14 protein-coding genes, 1 tRNA gene and 1 pseudogene are annotated in these 17,908 nt (G+C 63.9%); 6 read left to right on the forward strand and 10 right to left on the reverse strand.

Annotated features, from left to right (window positions below):
• Positions 1–50: 50 nt before the first annotated feature.
• From HAP54_RS11785 to rsmI, 6 genes are all read right to left on the reverse strand, one after another.
• Positions 51–569, reverse strand: coding sequence for a hypothetical protein (locus HAP54_RS11785; RefSeq protein WP_166300153.1), 519 nt, complete (start codon positions 567–569; stop codon positions 51–53).
• Positions 570–768: 199 nt separating this feature from the next.
• Positions 769–2,307 (reverse strand): YifB family Mg chelatase-like AAA ATPase, encoded by a 1,539-nt coding sequence (locus HAP54_RS11790; RefSeq protein WP_166300155.1) that lies wholly within the window; start codon positions 2,305–2,307, stop codon positions 769–771.
• A 107-nt stretch (positions 2,308–2,414) separates the two neighbouring features.
• Positions 2,415–3,377 (reverse strand): MBL fold metallo-hydrolase, encoded by a 963-nt coding sequence (locus HAP54_RS11795; RefSeq protein WP_166300157.1) that lies wholly within the window; start codon positions 3,375–3,377, stop codon positions 2,415–2,417.
• 289 nt (positions 3,378–3,666) lie between these two features.
• Positions 3,667–4,614 (reverse strand): glutathione synthase, encoded by a 948-nt coding sequence (gene gshB / locus HAP54_RS11800; RefSeq protein WP_166300159.1) that lies wholly within the window; start codon positions 4,612–4,614, stop codon positions 3,667–3,669.
• A gap of 30 nt (positions 4,615–4,644) precedes the next feature.
• The gene (locus tag HAP54_RS11805; RefSeq protein ID WP_166212917.1) at positions 4,645–5,028 is read right to left on the reverse strand and encodes a YraN family protein; all 384 of its coding nucleotides are present in this window, start codon (positions 5,026–5,028) and stop codon (positions 4,645–4,647) included.
• Positions 5,015–5,968, reverse strand: coding sequence for a 16S rRNA (cytidine(1402)-2'-O)-methyltransferase (rsmI, locus tag HAP54_RS11810; RefSeq protein ID WP_166300161.1), 954 nt, complete (start codon positions 5,966–5,968; stop codon positions 5,015–5,017). Before rsmI ends, HAP54_RS11805 begins: the two co-directional genes overlap by 14 nt.
• A 70-nt stretch (positions 5,969–6,038) precedes the next feature.
• Between rsmI and HAP54_RS11815 the strand changes: the two genes are divergently transcribed.
• The gene (locus HAP54_RS11815) at positions 6,039–7,373 is read left to right on the forward strand and encodes an IS1182 family transposase (RefSeq protein ID WP_166202952.1); all 1,335 of its coding nucleotides are present in this window, start codon (positions 6,039–6,041) and stop codon (positions 7,371–7,373) included.
• A 724-nt stretch (positions 7,374–8,097) separates the two neighbouring features.
• Here HAP54_RS11815 and HAP54_RS11820 read toward each other — a convergent pair.
• A tRNA-Leu gene (locus tag HAP54_RS11820) sits at positions 8,098–8,184 on the reverse strand.
• 148 nt (positions 8,185–8,332) lie between these two features.
• Between HAP54_RS11820 and HAP54_RS11825 the strand changes: the two genes are divergently transcribed.
• Positions 8,333–9,301: a complex I NDUFA9 subunit family protein gene (locus HAP54_RS11825; protein WP_166300163.1), complete on the forward strand. Its 969-nt coding sequence runs from the start codon at positions 8,333–8,335 to the stop codon at positions 9,299–9,301.
• Between the two features lie 197 nt (positions 9,302–9,498).
• Here the strand turns inward: HAP54_RS11825 and HAP54_RS11830 are convergent, their stop codons facing one another.
• Positions 9,499–10,305, reverse strand: a complete 807-nt coding sequence (locus tag HAP54_RS11830) for an undecaprenyl-diphosphate phosphatase (protein ID WP_166300165.1) — start codon at positions 10,303–10,305, stop codon at positions 9,499–9,501.
• Positions 10,306–10,568: 263 nt separating this feature from the next.
• Between HAP54_RS11830 and HAP54_RS11835 the strand changes: the two genes are divergently transcribed.
• Genes HAP54_RS11835 through HAP54_RS11845 form a run of 3 tightly spaced genes read left to right on the forward strand, consistent with a single transcriptional unit; the run spans position 10,569 to position 13,232 of the window.
• Positions 10,569–11,261, forward strand: coding sequence for a glutathione S-transferase family protein (locus HAP54_RS11835; RefSeq protein WP_029081039.1), 693 nt, complete (start codon positions 10,569–10,571; stop codon positions 11,259–11,261).
• Positions 11,210–12,400 (forward strand): tRNA epoxyqueuosine(34) reductase QueG, encoded by a 1,191-nt coding sequence (gene queG, locus HAP54_RS11840; protein WP_166300167.1) that lies wholly within the window; start codon positions 11,210–11,212, stop codon positions 12,398–12,400. The genes HAP54_RS11835 and queG overlap by 52 nt, the downstream gene beginning before the upstream one ends.
• Before the next feature lie 34 nt (positions 12,401–12,434).
• Entirely contained in the window at positions 12,435–13,232 is a 798-nt protein-coding gene (locus HAP54_RS11845; protein WP_166300169.1) for an acyl-CoA thioesterase domain-containing protein, read from the forward strand.
• A 181-nt stretch (positions 13,233–13,413) separates the two neighbouring features.
• Here HAP54_RS11845 and HAP54_RS11850 read toward each other — a convergent pair whose 3' ends face one another.
• Complete coding sequence (locus HAP54_RS11850; RefSeq protein ID WP_166202952.1) at positions 13,414–14,748, reverse strand: IS1182 family transposase; 1,335 nt, start codon at positions 14,746–14,748, stop codon at positions 13,414–13,416.
• 310 nt (positions 14,749–15,058) lie between these two features.
• Here HAP54_RS11850 and HAP54_RS11855 point away from each other — a divergent pair, with 310 nt between their 5' ends.
• A complete protein-coding gene (locus HAP54_RS11855) occupies positions 15,059–16,270 on the forward strand; it encodes a GNAT family N-acetyltransferase (RefSeq protein WP_166300171.1) in 1,212 nt (403 codons plus the stop codon).
• A gap of 34 nt (positions 16,271–16,304) precedes the next feature.
• Here HAP54_RS11855 and HAP54_RS11860 read toward each other — a convergent pair.
• Positions 16,305–17,565, reverse strand: a pseudogene (locus HAP54_RS11860) (MFS transporter).
• Positions 17,566–17,908: the final 343 nt, after the last annotated feature.

A 17,908-nucleotide genomic window follows, 5' to 3' on the forward strand; every position in this document is an offset into this window, starting at 1 on the left:
TGCAAAGTGCTTGAAGTTGGTGGCCGTTTCGCGGTGCCCTCGGAACAGGGTTAGCGGAGGGTTAACTCTGCCAGGACCCGAGCGGCGGAGGGCGCGCGAGGTGCAAGCGACGCTGATTCGAGGCGGCGGTGTTCACCGCGGGCGCTGACGATCAGGGCCGCGGCATCGCGGGCCGAGAACGTCTTCGACTGCACGAAGACGCGATAGTCCGACGGACCGTCATGCGAAAGGTAGATCACCGGATCGCTCGCCGAAGGATTGCCGGAAATCCCGATCAGCTGCGGAACGGCGTTGCTTTCGCAGGCGCCGGCCTCGGCATCGTCGATGTCGTCGATGACGGTGAAGTCGGCGGCCTCGGCGCTGTCGGCGATCTGGACCCGGACCGTGGCAAGGCCGGGATCGTCGGTGAAGCTGACGTGAAGCTGGGCCAGCCAGGAGATCGATGCGATCTGCATCGTTGCGCCGCCGATCTCGATGCAGGGCCGGGGACCCGGCAGCAATTCGGCGCGGGCAAATACCGCGGCCACGGCAAGCGGGACCACCGAGGCCAGAATCTTCAAACGCAACATGACACAACTCGCTCGACCCAAGCTTTCCGCGGATCGCGGTGCTTATGGTTTGCGGAGCGTAAATGAGAGTGGTTACCGTCGCGTTGACGCGGCGGGCATCGGGCGGAAAACGGGAGAGAGCTTCGGTTCTGACGCGTTTTCTTCACGCGAACCGGTGCCCATCCCGCATCAAGTGCGGGACAGGCTTCGCTGGAAAACGCTACGCCGCGCGGCGCAAATCGTCGGCCAATGCACGATAGGACAACGCTTCGGCGAGGTGCAGCCGGCCGATCGTCTCGGCGCCGTCGAGATCGGCCAGCGTGCGCGCCACCCGCAGCACGCGGTGATAGCCGCGGGCGGTGAGATGCATGGTGTCGGCCGCCTCGCGGAGCAGCTTCTGTCCATGCGCGTCGGGCTGCGCGATGGTCTCGAGCAGCGAGCTCGGCGCTTCCGCGTTGGTGCGGACCTGCGGCATGCCGGCCGCCGCGTAACGCGCGAGCTGGATGTCGCGCGCGGCCGCGACGCGGCGGGCGACCTCGGCCGAGCCCTCCGCCGGCGGCGGCAGGATCAGATCGGCCGCGGTCACCGCCGGCACCTCGATCCGCAGATCAATGCGATCCATCAGCGGGCCGGAGATCCGCATCTGGTAGTCGGCAGTGCAGCGGTCGAGCCGGCCGCGCTTGCAGGAATAGCCGGGCTCATAGGCATGGCCGCAGCGGCACGGGTTCATCGCCGCGACCAGCATGAAGCGCGCCGGATAGGTGACGCGATGGTTGGCCCGGCTCACCGAGACCTCGCCGTTCTCCAGCGGCTGGCGCAGCGAATCCAGCACGCGCGGATCGAACTCCGGCAACTCGTCGAGGAACAGCACGCCCTGATGCGCGAGTGAGATCTCGCCGGGCTTGGCACGCATGCCGCCGCCGGTCAGCGCGGCCATGCTGGCGGAATGATGCGGGCTGCGGAACGGGCGCCGCGCGGTCAGGGCGCCGTCGCGGATCTCGCCGGCGACGGAGGCGATCATCGAGACTTCGAGCAGCTCCGAGGGCGACAGCGGCGGCAGGATCGAGGGCAGTCGCGCCGCCAGCATCGACTTGCCGGCGCCGGGCGAGCCGATCATCAGCAGATGATGCCCGCCGGCGGCCGCGATCTCGAGCGCGCGTTTTGCGCTTTCCTGGCCCTTGATGTCGCGCAGGTCGAGCAGCGTCTCCTCGCGCTCATGCACCTTCGGCTGCGGGCGTGACAGCAGATGCGTGCCCTTGAAGTGGTTGGCGATCTGGATCAGCGAGTGGGCTGCGATGATCTGGATGTCAGGGCTCGCCCAGGCGGCTTCCGAGCCGCAGGCGGCCGGGCAGATCAATCCCTCGTCGCGCGAATTGGCGCCGATCGCCGCAGGCAGCACGCCCGCCACCGGCGCGATCGAACCGTCGAGCCCGAGCTCGCCGAGCACCGTGAAGCCGCCCAGCGCATCCGGCGGGATCGCCCCGATCGCCGCCATCAGGCCGAGCGCAATCGGCAGGTCGTAATGGCTGCCTTCCTTGGGCAGGTCGGCGGGCGCGAGGTTGACGGTGATGCGGCGGGCGGGCAGCGCGAGGCCAGAGGCGATCAGCGCCGAGCGCACCCGCTCCCGCGCCTCCGACACCGCCTTGTCGGGCAGGCCCACGATCGCAAACGCCGGCAGTCCCGGCGCGACCTGCACCTGCACGTCGACCGCGCGGGCCTCGATCCCCTCGAAAGCGACGGTAGAAACCCGCTGGACCATGCTGCCCCTATCTTCCGCCACCCAAGGTAGCGGAGCGGGATGCCCAACGCAAGAACATTAAGGGAACATCCGGGGACGGCATGCGCCGTCCCCGGATGCGCCGCCGTTCACAGATTCATCTGCATCGGCTCCGGATAGTAATGGAAACCCTCGCCGGCCTTGGCGACGTGGCCATAGCCCGGCCAGGCGAAGTGATAGGACATCACCGGCGTCTTGTTCGCGGCCAGCATCTCCAGGAGCTTGACCCGCGAGGCCGCCGCCTGCTTCGGATCGGTGTCGTAGGAGAATTCCATCCGCGGCCGCTCCAGCAGCAGCACCGCGTGATGCGAGAGATCGCCGAGGAAGGCGAAGGACTTGCCGCCCGAGCTCACCATGAAGATGGTGTGGCCGACGGTGTGGCCGGGCGCCGCGATCGCCTGCACGCCGGGCAGGAATTCCTGGCCATCCTTGAAGAACACGATGCGGTCGCGCACCGGCAGCAGGTTCTTGCGCGCGTGCACGATGAAGTCCTTCAACGGACTGCCCATCTTGCCTTCGTCGGTCCAGAAATCGAGATCGCTCTGGGCGATGTAGTACTGCGCGTTCGGGAATAGCGGCTTGTTGTCGGCATCGACGATGCCGCCGATATGCGCGTGCGACAGCACGACGGCGTCGATGTCCTCCGGCTTGATGCCGGCTTCCTTCATGCTCTTCTGCTGCCGGCCGGTGGTCGGACCGAACGCCTTGGAAGTACCCATGCCGGTATCGAACAGGATCAGCTTGTCGCCCGTGTTGACGATCGGCGAGTTCTGCTCGAGCACGACATTGTCGGGCGAGAGGAAGTTGTCGGACAGCATCTTCTTCACTTCTTCCTTCGGCACGCCGGTGAAGGTGCCGGAGGGATCGCCGAGCGGCAGCGGGCCGTCGGAGACGACGGTCACTTCCGCATCGCCGAGCGTGAAACGATGCCAATAGGGTGTCTGCGTGCCGAGTTTGGGAGCGCGCGCCTCGGCCGTGCCGCCGAGGATGGTGCTGGCGCCGAGACCGGCGCCAAGCGCGAGCAAGGATCGTCGTGAGACATTGAGCGTCATAACGTCTTCCTCCACATTTTTTATGAGATTTTCGCGTTGATGCCTGCCCATTGACCCGCCGCTTGACCTGACGCAGGCAAGAGAATGCTGCCCTCGCCCGCGCAAGCTGGCAAGAAGAATAAGGCGAACGCTGGCGCGGTCGGTGTCCGGCTAAAGCATGATCCGGAAAAGTGTGACGCGGTTTTCCGAAAAGATCATGCTCGAACAAGAACTAAAGCGCGATGATGATTCAACCCGATCTCATCGCGCTTTTAGAATTCAACCGGCATGTGCGGCGCACAAGGGAGGGTTATTTGGCGGCGCGCTTCTTCTCGATGGCATCCCAGACCCTGGCCGCGACGTCGGGGCCGTTGAGCCGCTGAATTGCGCGGATGCCGGTCGGCGAGGTGACGTTGATCTCGGTGAGATTGCCGTCGATCACGTCGATGCCGACGAATAGCAGGCCAAGTTCGCGCAGCGCGGGTCCGACGGTGGCGCAGATTTCGCGCTCGCGATCCGAGAGCTCGGTCGCCGCGGCCGCGCCGCCGCGCACCATGTTGGAGCGCAGGTCATCCGGCGCCGGCACGCGGTTGACGGCGCCGGCGAACTCACCGTCGACCAGGATGATGCGCTTGTCGCCATGCTTCACCTCGGGGAGGAAGCGCTGGATCACCCAGGGCTCCTTGAAGGTGACCGAGAACATGTCGAACAGCGAGCCGAAATTCATGTCCTGCGGCATCACGCGGAACACCGCGGCGCCGCCATGGCCGTGCAACGGTTTCATGACGACGGCGCCATGCTGATCGCGGAATGCGTTGATCTCGTCGAGGTCGCGCGAGATCAGGGTCGGCGGCATCAGCTGCGGGAAATTCATCACGAACAGCTTTTCCGGCGCGTTGCGCACGCTGGCCGGGTTGTTGACCACCAGCGTCTTCGGATGAATGCGCTCGAGGAAATGGGTCGAGGTGATATAGGCGAGGTCGAACGGCGGATCCTGCCGCAGCAGCACGACGTCGAAGCCATTGAGCGCCTCGCGCTTCGGCTCGCCCAGCGTGAAGTGATTGCCGACCTCGTCGCGCACGGCGAGAGACTGCATCGGTGCCACCAGCTCCTCGCCGCGCAGCGACAGTCTATCTGGCGTGTAATAGGAAATGCCGTGGCCGCGTTTCTGGGCTTCGAGCAGCAGCGCAAAGGTGGAATCGCCGCGGATATTGATGCGCGCGATGGGATCCATCTGGACGGCGATCTTCAATTTCATAAGCGTATCCCGCGAGGTCTGGAGGTAACTTTAAGGGCTGGCGTCGAATGCCGCTAACAGATGGCGCGGCAGGCTCTTCGGCGCAATCAGCACGGCGTCGAATCTGAGATCAAATTCGGCATGTTCGGGATGCGCCATCAGCCAGGCCTGGGCGGCATTGACGATGCGCTGCTGCTGGCGTGGCGTCACCGCATAGGCGGCGTCATCGAGGCTGGCACGAGCCTTGACCTCGACGAAGGCGAGCAGATTGCGCCGGCGCACCACCAGGTCGATCTCGCCATAGGGGGTGCGGAAGCGTCTTGCCAGGATGCGATAGCCCTTGGCGATCAACAGGGCGGCGGCGCGGCTTTCGGCCGATATGCCGGTGCGGAATGCCGCGACGCGCTCGGGCGAGGCGCTGTCAGTTTTCGCCATCGCCGTCCCCGACGGTCTTCGCCAGTTCGAGGGCGCGGGCGTAGACCTCGCGGCGCGGGCGGCCCGACAGTTCGACCGCGTGCGCGACCGCATCCTTAACGCTGCCGCGGGCGAGCTGCGCGCGCAGGAGATCGTCGAGCGCGCCCTGGTCCATCACGCCGGCATCATCGGCCGGCGGTCCGACGACGAGCACGAATTCGCCGCGCGTTTCCAGCACATCGGCGCCTGCCGCAAGCTCGGCGACCGGCGCGCGCTTGACCTCCTCATGCAGCTTGGTCAGCTCGCGGCAGATCGCGGCATCGCGACTACCCATGATCGCGGCGAGATCGCGCAGCGTGTCCTGCACGCGATTGCCCGATTCGAACATCACGAGCGTCGCATCGATCCGCGCCAGCTCGGTCAGCCGAGCGCGGCGCGCGTGCTCCTTCGTTGGCAAAAATCCCTCGAAAAAGAACCGGTCGGTCGGCAGCGCCGCGACCGACAGCGCCGTCAATACCGACGACGGCCCCGGCACCGCGATGACGGCATGCCCGGCGGCGCAGACCTCACGCACCAGCTTGAAGCCGGGATCTGAGATCAGCGGCGTGCCGGCGTCCGAGACCAGCGCGATCGAGGCGCCCTGCGCCAGCCGTTCCAGGATCTTCGGCCGCGCCTGCGCGGCGTTATGCTCGTGATAGGGCGCAAGCTCGGCCGTGATCGCGTAACGCTCGGTCAGCCGGCGCGTAATTCTTGTGTCCTCGCAGGCAATGATGTCGACGCCCGCCAGCGTCTCCAGCGCGCGCAGGGTGATGTCGGCGAGATTTCCGATCGGGGTCGCGACCAGATGGAGCCCGGGCGTGGCCCTTGGCGCCGCCAGCAGCTGGCCGCCGATCGAAAAGGTTTTGGCCGCAGCGCCCGCCGTGGCGTCAGGACTGTGGAGGGAACTGGCTTTTGCGCGCATAATGCCAATCTAGGAGCTTGTCTGGATAGTCGCTGTTCAAATCTGGTCGGGTCTGATTCAACATTGGGCGATGAGCAAGTATTTTCGGCCTTGGAACATCGATCAGACGCTGCTTCTGCCGCCGAATGTGCAGGACTTCGTGCCGAAAGGCCATGTCTCGCGGTTTATGGTTGATCTGGTGCGGGAGAGCCTCGATCTCAGGGAGATCATGGGCAGCTATGTGAGCGGGCTTGGGCAGCCGCCGTTTGATCCGCGGATGATGGTGGCGCTGCTGCTGCATAGCTATGCGAGTGGGCTGTATTCGTCGCGTCGGATTGCCAAGGCCTGCCGGGAGCGGAACGATTTTGTGATGATCGTGGCGCTGGATGCGCCGGATTTTCGGACGATCAGCGACTTTCGCAAGCGACATTTGAAGGCGCTCGGCGCGCTATTCGTGCAGGTTCTGAAGTTGTGCGAGACGGCCGGGCTGGTCAAGCTCGGTCATGTCGCGCTGGATGGTACGAAGATCAAGGCGAACGCGTCGAAACACAAGGCGATGAGTTATGAGCGCATGAAGAAGCGCGAGGCGGAATTGAAGGCCGAGGTCGCTCGCATGCTGGCGGCCGCCGAGGCGGCGGATGCCTCGGAGGATGAGACTTTCGGCAACAGCGACGAACTGCCGGACTGGACCGTCGACAAGCAGAAACGGCTGGCGAAGATCCAGCAAGCGATGGCGGCGCTGGAAGCGGACGCCAAACTGGCGGCGGAGGAAGAGCGCCGCATCGAGGCCGAAAAGGAACAGCAGCGCCAGGCCGAAGGCCGCAAGAAGCCGGGCAAACCGGCGGCGCTGCCATCGGAGGAACCCAATCCCAAGGCGCAACGCAACTTCACCGATCCGGAAAGCCGCATCATGAAGTCGAAGGATGGCTTCGTTCAGGCCTATAATGCCCAGGCGGCCGTCGATGCACATGCCCAGATCATTGTCGCGCAAGAACTGACCCAGCACGGCAGCGATCAGGGCCAGTTGGTGCCCCTGATCGAGGCCATCGAGAGCAATCTTGGCCGCAAGCCGCGGCAGGCCTCAGCGGATTCCGGCTACTGCAGCGAAGCCAATCTCGAAGCGCTCGACACACGCAGCATCGATGGCTATGTCGCGCCCGGACGCGCCAAGCACCCGACAGTAGCGAACGGAAAAGTCGGCGGCCCGCTGACACAGGCCATGCGAAAGAAGATCGACGATGGCGGCTTCGAAACACCCTACCGATTGCGAAAGCAAGTGGTGGAGCCGGTGTTCGGGCAGATCAAACAGGCAAGAGGCTTCCGCCAGTTCCTGTTGCGGGGCATCGAGAAAGTGCGCGCCGAGTGGACAATGATCTGCACCGTCCATAACCTCCTCAAGCTGTTCAACCTCGCAAACGCAGCCTGAGCCTGCTACTCTACAACAAATGCCCGTCACGAAAACATATCTGGACGGGCTCCTAGCGGGGATTATGTCGGCCGAGAAGAGCCTGAAGCGGCCAGCCAGACCGATTGCTGAGCGGCTCGCCGGTCTCGCTCGCTGGTTTGTCGATGTTGATTAGGTAGCGTTACGCTGTGGCGCTGTGAGGCACGAAATTGATGACACCCGCTCAGTTCCTGAATCTGGACCTGGTTCTGAAGTCGAACTCGGATCTCGGCGCGCCCGTCGAGTATCTGGATCGAAGAGCCGTCGTCATCTCGCACCAGGAATTTGAACGGCAGTTTCTGCTCGTTCTCGAACTGGCCGGAGATGAGTCAGCTCAGGACGCACGATGGTGCACACAGCAGTTTCTGACGATCATTGACGAATTTCCCGACGCAATCGCGAGCTCTGGAAGGAGTGCACCTCCCGTACCTTCTCCTACGGATTTGAGGGAGAACACGATTACCCTGCGCTGGACACGACAATCCCGGCCGATTTGCTGCTCCAGATAGGACGGGCCGGCGCTGATATCGGGATCACGGTGTAGCCCTACCGGCCCGATTGAAGTGGGACGATCTTCGAGGCGACGCAGAACGCTTAAGGAGATGGCGAGGGCGTAATCCGCCGTCACGACGCACCCTCGCGGGTGACGGCTGCGCTGCACCCACCCCTGTGGATGCTGAGCGATTTCAATCGCTTAAAAAGGGGGTGGTGCCCAGGAAAGGACTCGAACCTTCACGGCCGTTAAGCCACTGGCACCTGAAGCCAGCGCGTCTACCAATTCCGCCACCTGGGCATGTGGAGCGGCTTAGTAAGGATCGGTTACGCGCTTGTCAAATTCGAGATTGGAAATTCAAATAGCCTGTACAGGATTGGGCTGATGGCGTATCGCGAGAGGCGCTAAATACGCTCAATCGCTCTCGAATCCGGCAGGAATTTACCTCATGGCATCGAACCTGGAAACGCTCGTCACGGTCTTCGGCGGATCGGGTTTTCTGGGACGGAACGTGGTCCGGGCGCTCTGCAAGCGCGATTATCGCGTGCGAGTCGCGGTGCGGCGGCCCGAACTGGCCTTCCATCTGCAGCCGCTCGGCCGCGTCGGGCAGATTCATGCGGTTCAGGCCAATCTGCGCTATCCGGCCTCGGTCGAGGCGGCGATGCGCGATTCGCATATCGCGATCAATCTGGTCGGCATCCTGGCCGAGGGCGGCGGACAGAGCTTTGACGCCGTGCAGGTGAAGGGCGCCGAGACCATCGCCAAGGCAGCGGCCACGGCCGGCGCCCGGATGGTCCATGTCTCGGCGATCGGCGCTGACGAGAATTCGCTGTCGGGTTACTACCGCGCCAAGGCGGCCGGCGAGGCGGCGGTGCAGGCGGCCTTGCCACAGGCCACCATCATGCGGCCGTCGCTGCTGTTCGGGCCGGAGGATCAGTTCACCAACCGCTTTGCGGCGCTGGCGCGGATGTCGCCGGTGCTGCCGCTGGTCGGCGGCGGCACCAACAAGCTGCAGCCGGCCTATGTCGCCGACGTCGCCGACGCAGTGGCCGATGCCGTCGACGGCAAGGCCAAGCCGGGCGCGACCTACGAGCTCGGCGGTCCTGAGGTGCTGACCATGCGCGAGGTGATGGAGATCATCCTCCAGATCACCCAGCGCGACCGCATGCTGGCGCCGCTGCCGTTCGGCCTCGCCAAGCTGCAATCGTATGTCCTGCAATTCGCGCCGGGCCCCTTCACGCTGACGCCCGACCAGGTCGCGATGCTGCGTTCGGACAATGTGGTGTCGGATGCCGCCAAGGCCGCCGGGCTCACTTTCGCCGGTCTCGGCATCACACCCGATTCGATGGAGGCGATCGCCCCGCAATATCTCTGGCGCTTCCGCGCGACCGGGCAGTTCCAGAAGAAGAGCGCTTAGCCTGCGCTCCCCAATTCTCCCCGTCATCCTGAGGTGCGAGCGCAGCGAGCCTCGAAGGATGAACGGCCGAGAGCTGGTCCGTGCATCCTTCGAGACGCCGCTCCGCGGCTCCTCAGGATGACGGTGATGGATGGAAATTCACGCTGTGCCTGAGCTGCAAGCCTCTCCCCGCAAGCGGGGCGAGGTAAGACAACGCGTTACCGCCCCATCGCCAGCGCGATCAGGCCGAGGGTGCCGACGATCACGCGCCACCAGGCAAAGAAGGTGAAGCCGCGGCGGGTGACGAAGTTGAGGAACGCCCGCACCACGATCATCGCGGTGATGAACGACACCACGAAGCCGACCGCGATGACGCTGAGATTGTCCGACGTGAAGTCGGCGCGGTTCTTGTAGAAATCATAGGCGAACGCGCCGACCATGGTCGGGATCGCGAGGAAGAACGAGAACTCCGCCGCCGAGCGCTTGTCGGCGCCGAGCAGCATCGCGGCCACGATGCTGGCGCCGGAGCGCGACACGCCGGGGATCATCGCCAGGCACTGCGCGACGCCGATCCAGAAATACATCAACAGCGGGAACCGGGTCGCATCGTCCTCGTACACCTTGAGATCGAGCTGATCGACCCAGAGCAGGACGGCGCCGCCGACGATCAGCGTGAAGCAGACCACCCACGGATTGAACAGGAATTCCTTGATGTATTTGCCGGCGATCAGGCCGATCACGACGGCAGGCAGGAAGGCGACCAGCACGCCGATCACGAAGCGGCGGTCGTCGGGATTGGAGAACATGCCGAGCGCGACGCGCCACAATTTGGTGAAGTAGAGCGCGAGGATCGCGAGGATCGCACCGAGCTGAATCAGGATCGCAAAGCTCTTCCAGAAATTGCCTTCGCCGAGATTGAAGAAGCGTTCCGCGAGCAGCAGGTGGCCTGTCGAGGAGACCGGCAGGAACTCTGTGACGCCCTCGACGATGCCGAGAATCACCGCTCGCAGCATATCCGTCATCATGATGTGGCCTGCCCTGTGTGGAAAACGGGATTCTTCTCGCTTATTCGCACATTGGCCGCAATCGCAAAAAATCGTCAAACAATGGGTTACCTGATCGATTTGCTGGGCTATAGCGTTTTTGTGACCCGCACCATCTGCGGGGGTGGCTACCGGTTTGCGTGCTGACGCGACATAGAGACGACCGGAGCAGGTCTGGCCAAATTGCAGGCTCAGGTCACACAGGTTGATGGTTTCTTAATCGCCGCGGAACTACCAAGGACTTCATGTACACGCTGTATCACCATCCGTTCTGTCCGCATTCGCGATTCATTCGCCTCGTGCTCGGCGAGTACGGGCTCGATCTGCGGCTGGTGGAGGAGCGGGTGTGGGAGCGGCGCGAGGCGTATCTCGCGCTCAATCCGGCGGCAACCACGCCGGTGCTGATCGCCGAGGGCTTTCCGCCGGTTCCGGGCGCGCCTGTGATCGCCGAATATGTCGACGAGGCGCATGGGCTCGATGCCGGCGAGCGGCGGCTGCTGCCGACGTCGACCGCCGAGCGCGTCGAGGTGCGCCGGCTGATGGCGTGGTTCAATGAGAAATTCTTCGAGGAAGCCTCCAACCCGCTGGTGACCGAGCGGATCTACAAGCGCTTTATGAGCGAGGACAATGGCGGCGGCCCGCCGGCCCCCGACATCATGCGCGCCGCCAAGGTCAATGTGCGCTATCATCTGAGCTATATCGGCTGGCTCGCGAAGACCCGGAACTATCTCGCCGGCGACCGCCTCACCTACGCGGACCTCGCCGCCGCGGCGCATCTTTCGGCGATCGACTATCTGGGCGACGTGCCATGGAGCGAGGACGACGCAGCAAAGGCGTGGTACGCGCGGGTGAAATCCCGCCCGTCGTTCCGCCCGCTGCTCAGCGAATGGCTGGCGGGGGTGCCGGCGTCGCGGACCTATGTGGACCTCGACTTCTGAACCCGGCGGTCCGGCTCTCTCCTGCCGATCTCAAGGCGGCACTGACGCGCGAGGCGCGTGCGCTCGGCTTCGATGCCATCGGCTTCACCGCTCCTGACGCGACGGGCGAAGCCGGACAGTCTTTCCTCGAGTTCCTCGGCTCCGGCGGCCATGGCGACATGGACTGGCTTGCCGCCAATCCGGAGCGGCGCGCCGATCCGCGCGTGCTGTGGGGCGGCGTGCGCTCGATCATCATGCTCGGCGTCAATTACGGGCCAGACGACAATCCGCTAAAAATTCTCGCGCGCCGATCGCATGGCGCGATCTCGGTTTATGCCCAGGGCGACGACTATCACGACGTGATCAAGAAGCGGCTGAAGACACTGGCGCGCTGGCTCGCTGCTGCGACCGGCGACGAGGTGAAGGTGTTCGTCGACACCGCTGCCGTAATGGAGAAGCCGTTGGCGCAGGCCGCCGGCATCGGCTGGCAGGGCAAGCACACCAATCTGGTGTCGCGCGAATTCGGCTCATGGCTGTTTCTCGGCGCGATCTATTCCGCCACCGAACTGCCGAGCGACTCCAGCGAAGCCGATCATTGCGGCAGCTGCCGCGCCTGCCAGGACATCTGCCCGACCGCGGCGTTTCCGGGCCCCTACAAGCTCGATGCGCGGCGCTGCATCTCGTATCTGACGATCGAGAACAAAGGCCCGATCCCGCACGAATTCCGCAGGAGCATCGGCAACCGCATCTATGGCTGCGACGATTGCCTCGCGGTGTGTCCGTGGAACAAGTTCGCGCAAGCGGGACGCGAGCAGAAGCTTGCCGCGCGCGATGCGTTGCGCGCGCCAGCGCTCGCCGAGCTGGCGCGGCTCGACGATGCAGCTTTTCGCGCGCTGTTCACGAAGTCGCCGGTCAAGCGCATCGGCCGCGACCGCTTCATCCGCAATGTGCTGATCGCGATCGGCAATTCCGGCGATGCAAACCTTGCCACTGAGGCGCGGCGCCTGCTCGACGATGCGAGCCCGCTGGTGCGCGGCGCCGCGGTATGGGCGCTGTCGCAACTGATCGCCCGCGATGCGTTCGCGGCGCTGGCCTCACGCGCCGGCGGCGAGCCCGACGTCAGCGTGCAGCAGGAGTGGCGCGCGGCAGCGGCCTCTTGATTTCATCGCGGCATTCCCGTCATGGTCGCGGACCATGACAAACCAGCCCTTCTTCACCAGGCACGGCGACGGCTTCATGCCGACATCCGTTGCGAACGGACCGTGGAGTCCGGAATCGATGCACGGCCGCGTCGTGATCGGCCTGCTCGGCTTCGCCATCGAGGAGCGTCACGGCTCCGACGACTTCGTCCCGGCGCGGCTGACAGTCGACATGTTCCGGCTGCCCAACATCACGACGCCGGTCGAGGTGACGACGAAGCTCGTCCGCGACGGGCTCCGCATCAAGGTGATCGAGGCCGAGTTTGTCTCCGGCGGCACCAGCATGGCGCGCGCCTCCTGCCAGTTGTTGCGCCGGACGGAAAATGCGCCGGGCAATGTGTGGTCGCCGCCGAACTGGCGGGTGCCGGCGCCCGCGGAGATTCCGAAGCCGTCCGATCCCAGGCTCGGCATGAACGGCAAATGGGAGACGCGGCCAATTGTCGGCCACATGGGTTCGCTCGGCGAGCGCCGGCTCTGGATGAGCGAGGTGCGCGAGCTCGTCGCCGGCGTGAAGACGACGCCGTTCGTCCATGTCGCGACCGGCGCGGATTTCGCGAGCCCCTTCGCCAATGCCGGCGACCAAGGGCTCGGCTACATCAACAGCGACGTCACGATCTATCTGCACCGTTTGCCGGTGATCAACTGGATCGGCTTCGAGGTCGTCAACCACCACGCCACCGACGGCGTCGCGATCGGCGAATGCTGGCTCTATGACGAGCAGGGCCCGGTCGGCACGTCGACCGTGGCGGCGCTGGCGCAGCGCAAGCCGATGACCAATCCGCCGCCGCCGTAACAATCGTCGTCATTCCGGGGCGCGCGAAGCGCGAGCCCGGAATCTCGCGCCACAACTTCCAGATTCCGAGTTCATCGCTGCGCGATGCCCTCAGGTGCGCAATTGCGCACCGGGGAATGACGGCGCTAGGAGCCCGTCCAGATATGTTTTCGTGACGGGCATTTGTTGTAGAGTAGCAGGCTCAGGCTGCGTTTGCGAGGTTGAACAGCTTGAGGAGGTTATGGACGGTGCAGATCATTGTCCACTCGGCGCGCACTTTCTCGATGCCCCGCAACAGGAACTGGCGGAAGCCTCTTGCCTGTTTGATCTGCCCGAACACCGGCTCCACCACTTGCTTTCGCAATCGGTAGGGTGTTTCGAAGCCGCCATCGTCGATCTTCTTTCGCATGGCCTGTGTCAGCGGGCCGCCGACTTTTCCGTTCGCTACTGTCGGGTGCTTGGCGCGTCCGGGCGCGACATAGCCATCGATGCTGCGTGTGTCGAGCGCTTCGAGATTGGCTTCGCTGCAGTAGCCGGAATCCGCTGAGGCCTGCCGCGGCTTGCGGCCAAGATTGCTCTCGATGGCCTCGATCAGGGGCACCAACTGGCCCTGATCGCTGCCGTGCTGGGTCAGTTCTTGCGCGACAATGATCTGGGCATGTGCATCGACGGCCGCCTGGGCATTATAGGCCTGAACGAAGCCATCCTTCGACTTCATGATGCGGCTTTCCGGATCGGTGAAGTTGCGTTGCGCCTTGGGATTGGGTTCCTCCGATGGCAGCGCCGCCGGTTTGCCCGGCTTCTTGCGGCCTTCGGCCTGGCGCTGCTGTTCCTTTTCGGCCTCGATGCGGCGCTCTTCCTCCGCCGCCAGTTTGGCGTCCGCTTCCAGCGCCGCCATCGCTTGCTGGATCTTCGCCAGCCGTTTCTGCTTGTCGACGGTCCAGTCCGGCAGTTCGTCGCTGTTGCCGAAAGTCTCATCCTCCGAGGCATCCGCCGCCTCGGCGGCCGCCAGCATGCGAGCGACCTCGGCCTTCAATTCCGCCTCGCGCTTCTTCATGCGCTCATAACTCATCGCCTTGTGTTTCGACGCGTTCGCCTTGATCTTCGTACCATCCAGCGCGACATGACCGAGCTTGACCAGCCCGGCCGTCTCGCACAACTTCAGAACCTGCACGAATAGCGCGCCGAGCGCCTTCAAATGTCGCTTGCGAAAGTCGCTGATCGTCCGAAAATCCGGCGCATCCAGCGCCACGATCATCACAAAATCGTTCCGCTCCCGGCAGGCCTTGGCAATCCGACGCGACGAATACAGCCCACTCGCATAGCTATGCAGCAGCAGCGCCACCATCATCCGCGGATCAAACGGCGGCTGCCCAAGCCCGCTCACATAGCTGCCCATGATCTCCCTGAGATCGAGGCTCTCCCGCACCAGATCAACCATAAACCGCGAGACATGGCCTTTCGGCACGAAGTCCTGCACATTCGGCGGCAGAAGCAGCGTCTGATCGATGTTCCAAGGCCGAAAATACTTGCTCATCGCCCAATGTTGAATCAGACCCGACCAGATTTGAACAGCGACTATCCAGACAAGCTCCTAGCCGAGGTCGCGCATGTTGACACGTGGCCGCCGAATACGTCGTTCCGTTGTCAACATGGAGCCTGACGGTCGGTGTAGCCAAAACGGAACCGATAGCCTCATGACCAGCAGGTAAACGATGGAGGTAACCCCCTTCTCTCGTCCTGCGACACTTTACCATTTTTGTCCCGACATCGAATTACGCTCAGATGGCGCGCCGACCGGACGGCCTCAGCTGCGCTGGGACTATGCACTACGACAGGGCTAGGGGATGATCGCGATCGAAAGCCACGCGGCGCGGGCTCAACCAGCGCGCATCGCCACCGTCGACATCGTCCACGATCTCGACGCCGCCGAGGCGATCTGGCGGAGTCTCGAGAACTCCAACCATTCCATCACGCCCTTTCAGCGCTTCGACTTCCTCGCCCCGTGGCAGCGTGAGGTCGGTGAGCGCGAGGGATTATCGCCTTTCATCGTTATTATGCGTGACGGCGACGGCCAACCACGGGGCTTGCTGCCGCTTGCTCTGCAAACAGCGCTCGGCGTGCGCCGCGCGAGCTTCATGGGCGGCGAGCACGCAACCTTCAACATAGGCTTGTGGGATCGCGAGTTCGCTGCCGGTGCCACGAAGGCCGATCTCGACGCAGTCATCGCGATGCTCGCCAAGCGCGACGAGGCCGACGTACTGGTGCTGCGCCAACAGCCGGCCCAGTGGCGCGACGTGCAAAATCCGCTGGCGCTGCTGCCTCATGAACCCCCGGTCTTCAACTGCCCGATGCGCACAATCGAGCCGGGCGCAACGGCCGCGAACCTGATCGGCAATCCCTCCCGCCGCATGAAGCTCAAGCAGCGCAAACTGCTGGAGCTGACCGGCTACCGCTATCACGTCGCCTCTGCCGACGCCGACATCGCCCGTCTGCTCGACTGGTTCTTTCGTGTGAAGTCGGAGCGGTTGGCCGAGCGGAAGCTGTTCAATGTGTTCGCCGAACGCGCCGTAGAGACATTCATCCGCACAGCCTGCATGACAAAGCTGCCCCACGGCGGCCGTGCCATCGAAATCCACGCGCTCGAAAGCGACGAGGAAGTGATCGCGATCTTCGCCGTGGTTGCCGACGGCCACCGCTTCTCGACGATGTTCAACACCTACACTTTGTCGGAAAATGCGAAATTCAGCCCCGGCCTGCTCTTGATGCAGGAAATCATCCATCATTTTGCCGGCCGGCAGTATCGCGCCTTCGACTTCGGCCTCGGCTCGCATGAATACAAGCGGCTGTTCTGTAAGGACGACGAACCATTGTTCGACAGTTTCATTCCGCTCACCAGGCTCGGCCGACAAGCCGCCGGAGTGATGTCCGCGGTCGATCGCACCAAGCGGTTGGTGGAGCACCACCCGAAGCTCCGCGGCGTTGCGCAGCACCTTCGCAAGGTCTTGCTTGACAAGGCATTCTGCGCAATTCCTCTCGTTTCCCTGCTTCAAATGTAGCCGTCGAACTTCGTCAACCGCCCGGCACCTCCCGTCAGACGATGCGCCGGCCGGCGCGGCGCGCGATCGGCCGCTGCACGAAATACATCGCAGTCAGCGAGATCAGGGTCGTGGCAACGACGATGTAGCCGAGACGGTCGAAGTGCAGCAGCGAACCGTCCGGGTTCTCGGCGATGATCGCTGCCGCGAACACCGAGCCCAAGCCGCCCGACAGCTGCTGCACGGACGCTGAGACCGCGCTGAACGAGCCGCGCTGGCTGGCATCGGGGATCGCCGACATCAGCGCCTGCGACGGGATCATGCGCGAGAAGATGCCGACGAACATCAGCACATTGACGACGATCGCGGTCAGCAGCGAGACGTGGCCGAGATTGGTGTAGATCAGCACCATGATGACGGACACCACGCAGCCGAACGCGAAGGTCGGATATTTGCCGAATTTGTCGCTGGCGCGGCCGACCAGCGGCCCGATGAGGATGCTGAACAGCCCGGAGACCAGATAGATCGTCGGCAGATGGACAATATCGATGCCGAGATTGTGCACGGTGAAGGCGCTGCCGAACGGCATCAGCATGAAGCCGCCGGTCGCCAGCAGCGTCGTCACCAGGAAGGCCAGCGTGTAGCGCGGCTGCCCGACGGTTGCGACCAGATGGCGGAACGGATTGCTGTCGTGCTGCAGCTTGAGATGCCCGTCGACCGGCTCCATCACCAGCGCGATGACGGCGATTGCCGCGATCGACAGGCCGACGATGGCGACAAAGCAGATGTGCCAGTTCCAGTGATTGGCCAAGAAAAGTCCGGCCGGGACGCCGAGCACCTGGCTCGCGGCGAACGCCGTCTGCAGCACGCCCATCGCGCGGCCGCGCTGTTGCAGCGGAAACAGGTCGGTGACGATCGCAAGCACGACGGACCCGATCACGCCGCCGAACAGGCCGGTGACGATGCGGCCGAGCAGCAGCACTTGGAAATTCTGCGCCACGCACGGTGCCGAGCATGAAGCCGACATAGAAGAACAGCAGCAGCCGCTTGCGGTCGAAGCGATCGGCAAAGCCGGCAGCGAGGATGCCGGAAAATCCGGCGGCGAAAGCGTAGGCGGACACCGCGACGCCGAACTGCCCGGCCGTGATGTTGAGCGACGGCATCAGGATGGCGCCGAGCGGCGACATGATGATGAAGTCGAGGATCAGGGTGAATTGCGTGAAGGCAAGCAGCGCGATCAGGAACGATTGATAGCGCGTAAAGCCGCGCTCCTGCTGGTCGTCGTCGATCGGCGCGGCAATGGTCTGTTCCGACATGAGGCTCATTTCACTGCGAGGCTGGGTGGGGCTGGCCACAGATAGGGAGGGCGCGGGAGGATTTCATGGGGCGCGCGGGCAACAGTTCCATCGAAATCGAGAGCTTGAGGAATGGCTTGGCCGTGCGCATCACGTGGAAACTGGAGCGAAAACGCGGACAGCCGGACGTCCGGCCCGCAACGGCATTTGTTTCCGGTTGTGTCGGACGATAACTGCAACGGGTGAGTGGTGGTCTTCACAACCTTGAAAGCGTACGCACGTCAAGGGTGTGAATCGAAACGATGCAGCTCATGGTTCCATCTGTGGCAATGGCGCAACAGATCGCTGCAAATCGTCTCAAGCT

The sequence above is a fragment of the Bradyrhizobium sp. 2S1 genome (assembly GCF_011516625.5).
GTDB classification, from domain to species: Bacteria; Pseudomonadota; Alphaproteobacteria; order Rhizobiales; family Xanthobacteraceae; genus Bradyrhizobium; species Bradyrhizobium septentrionale.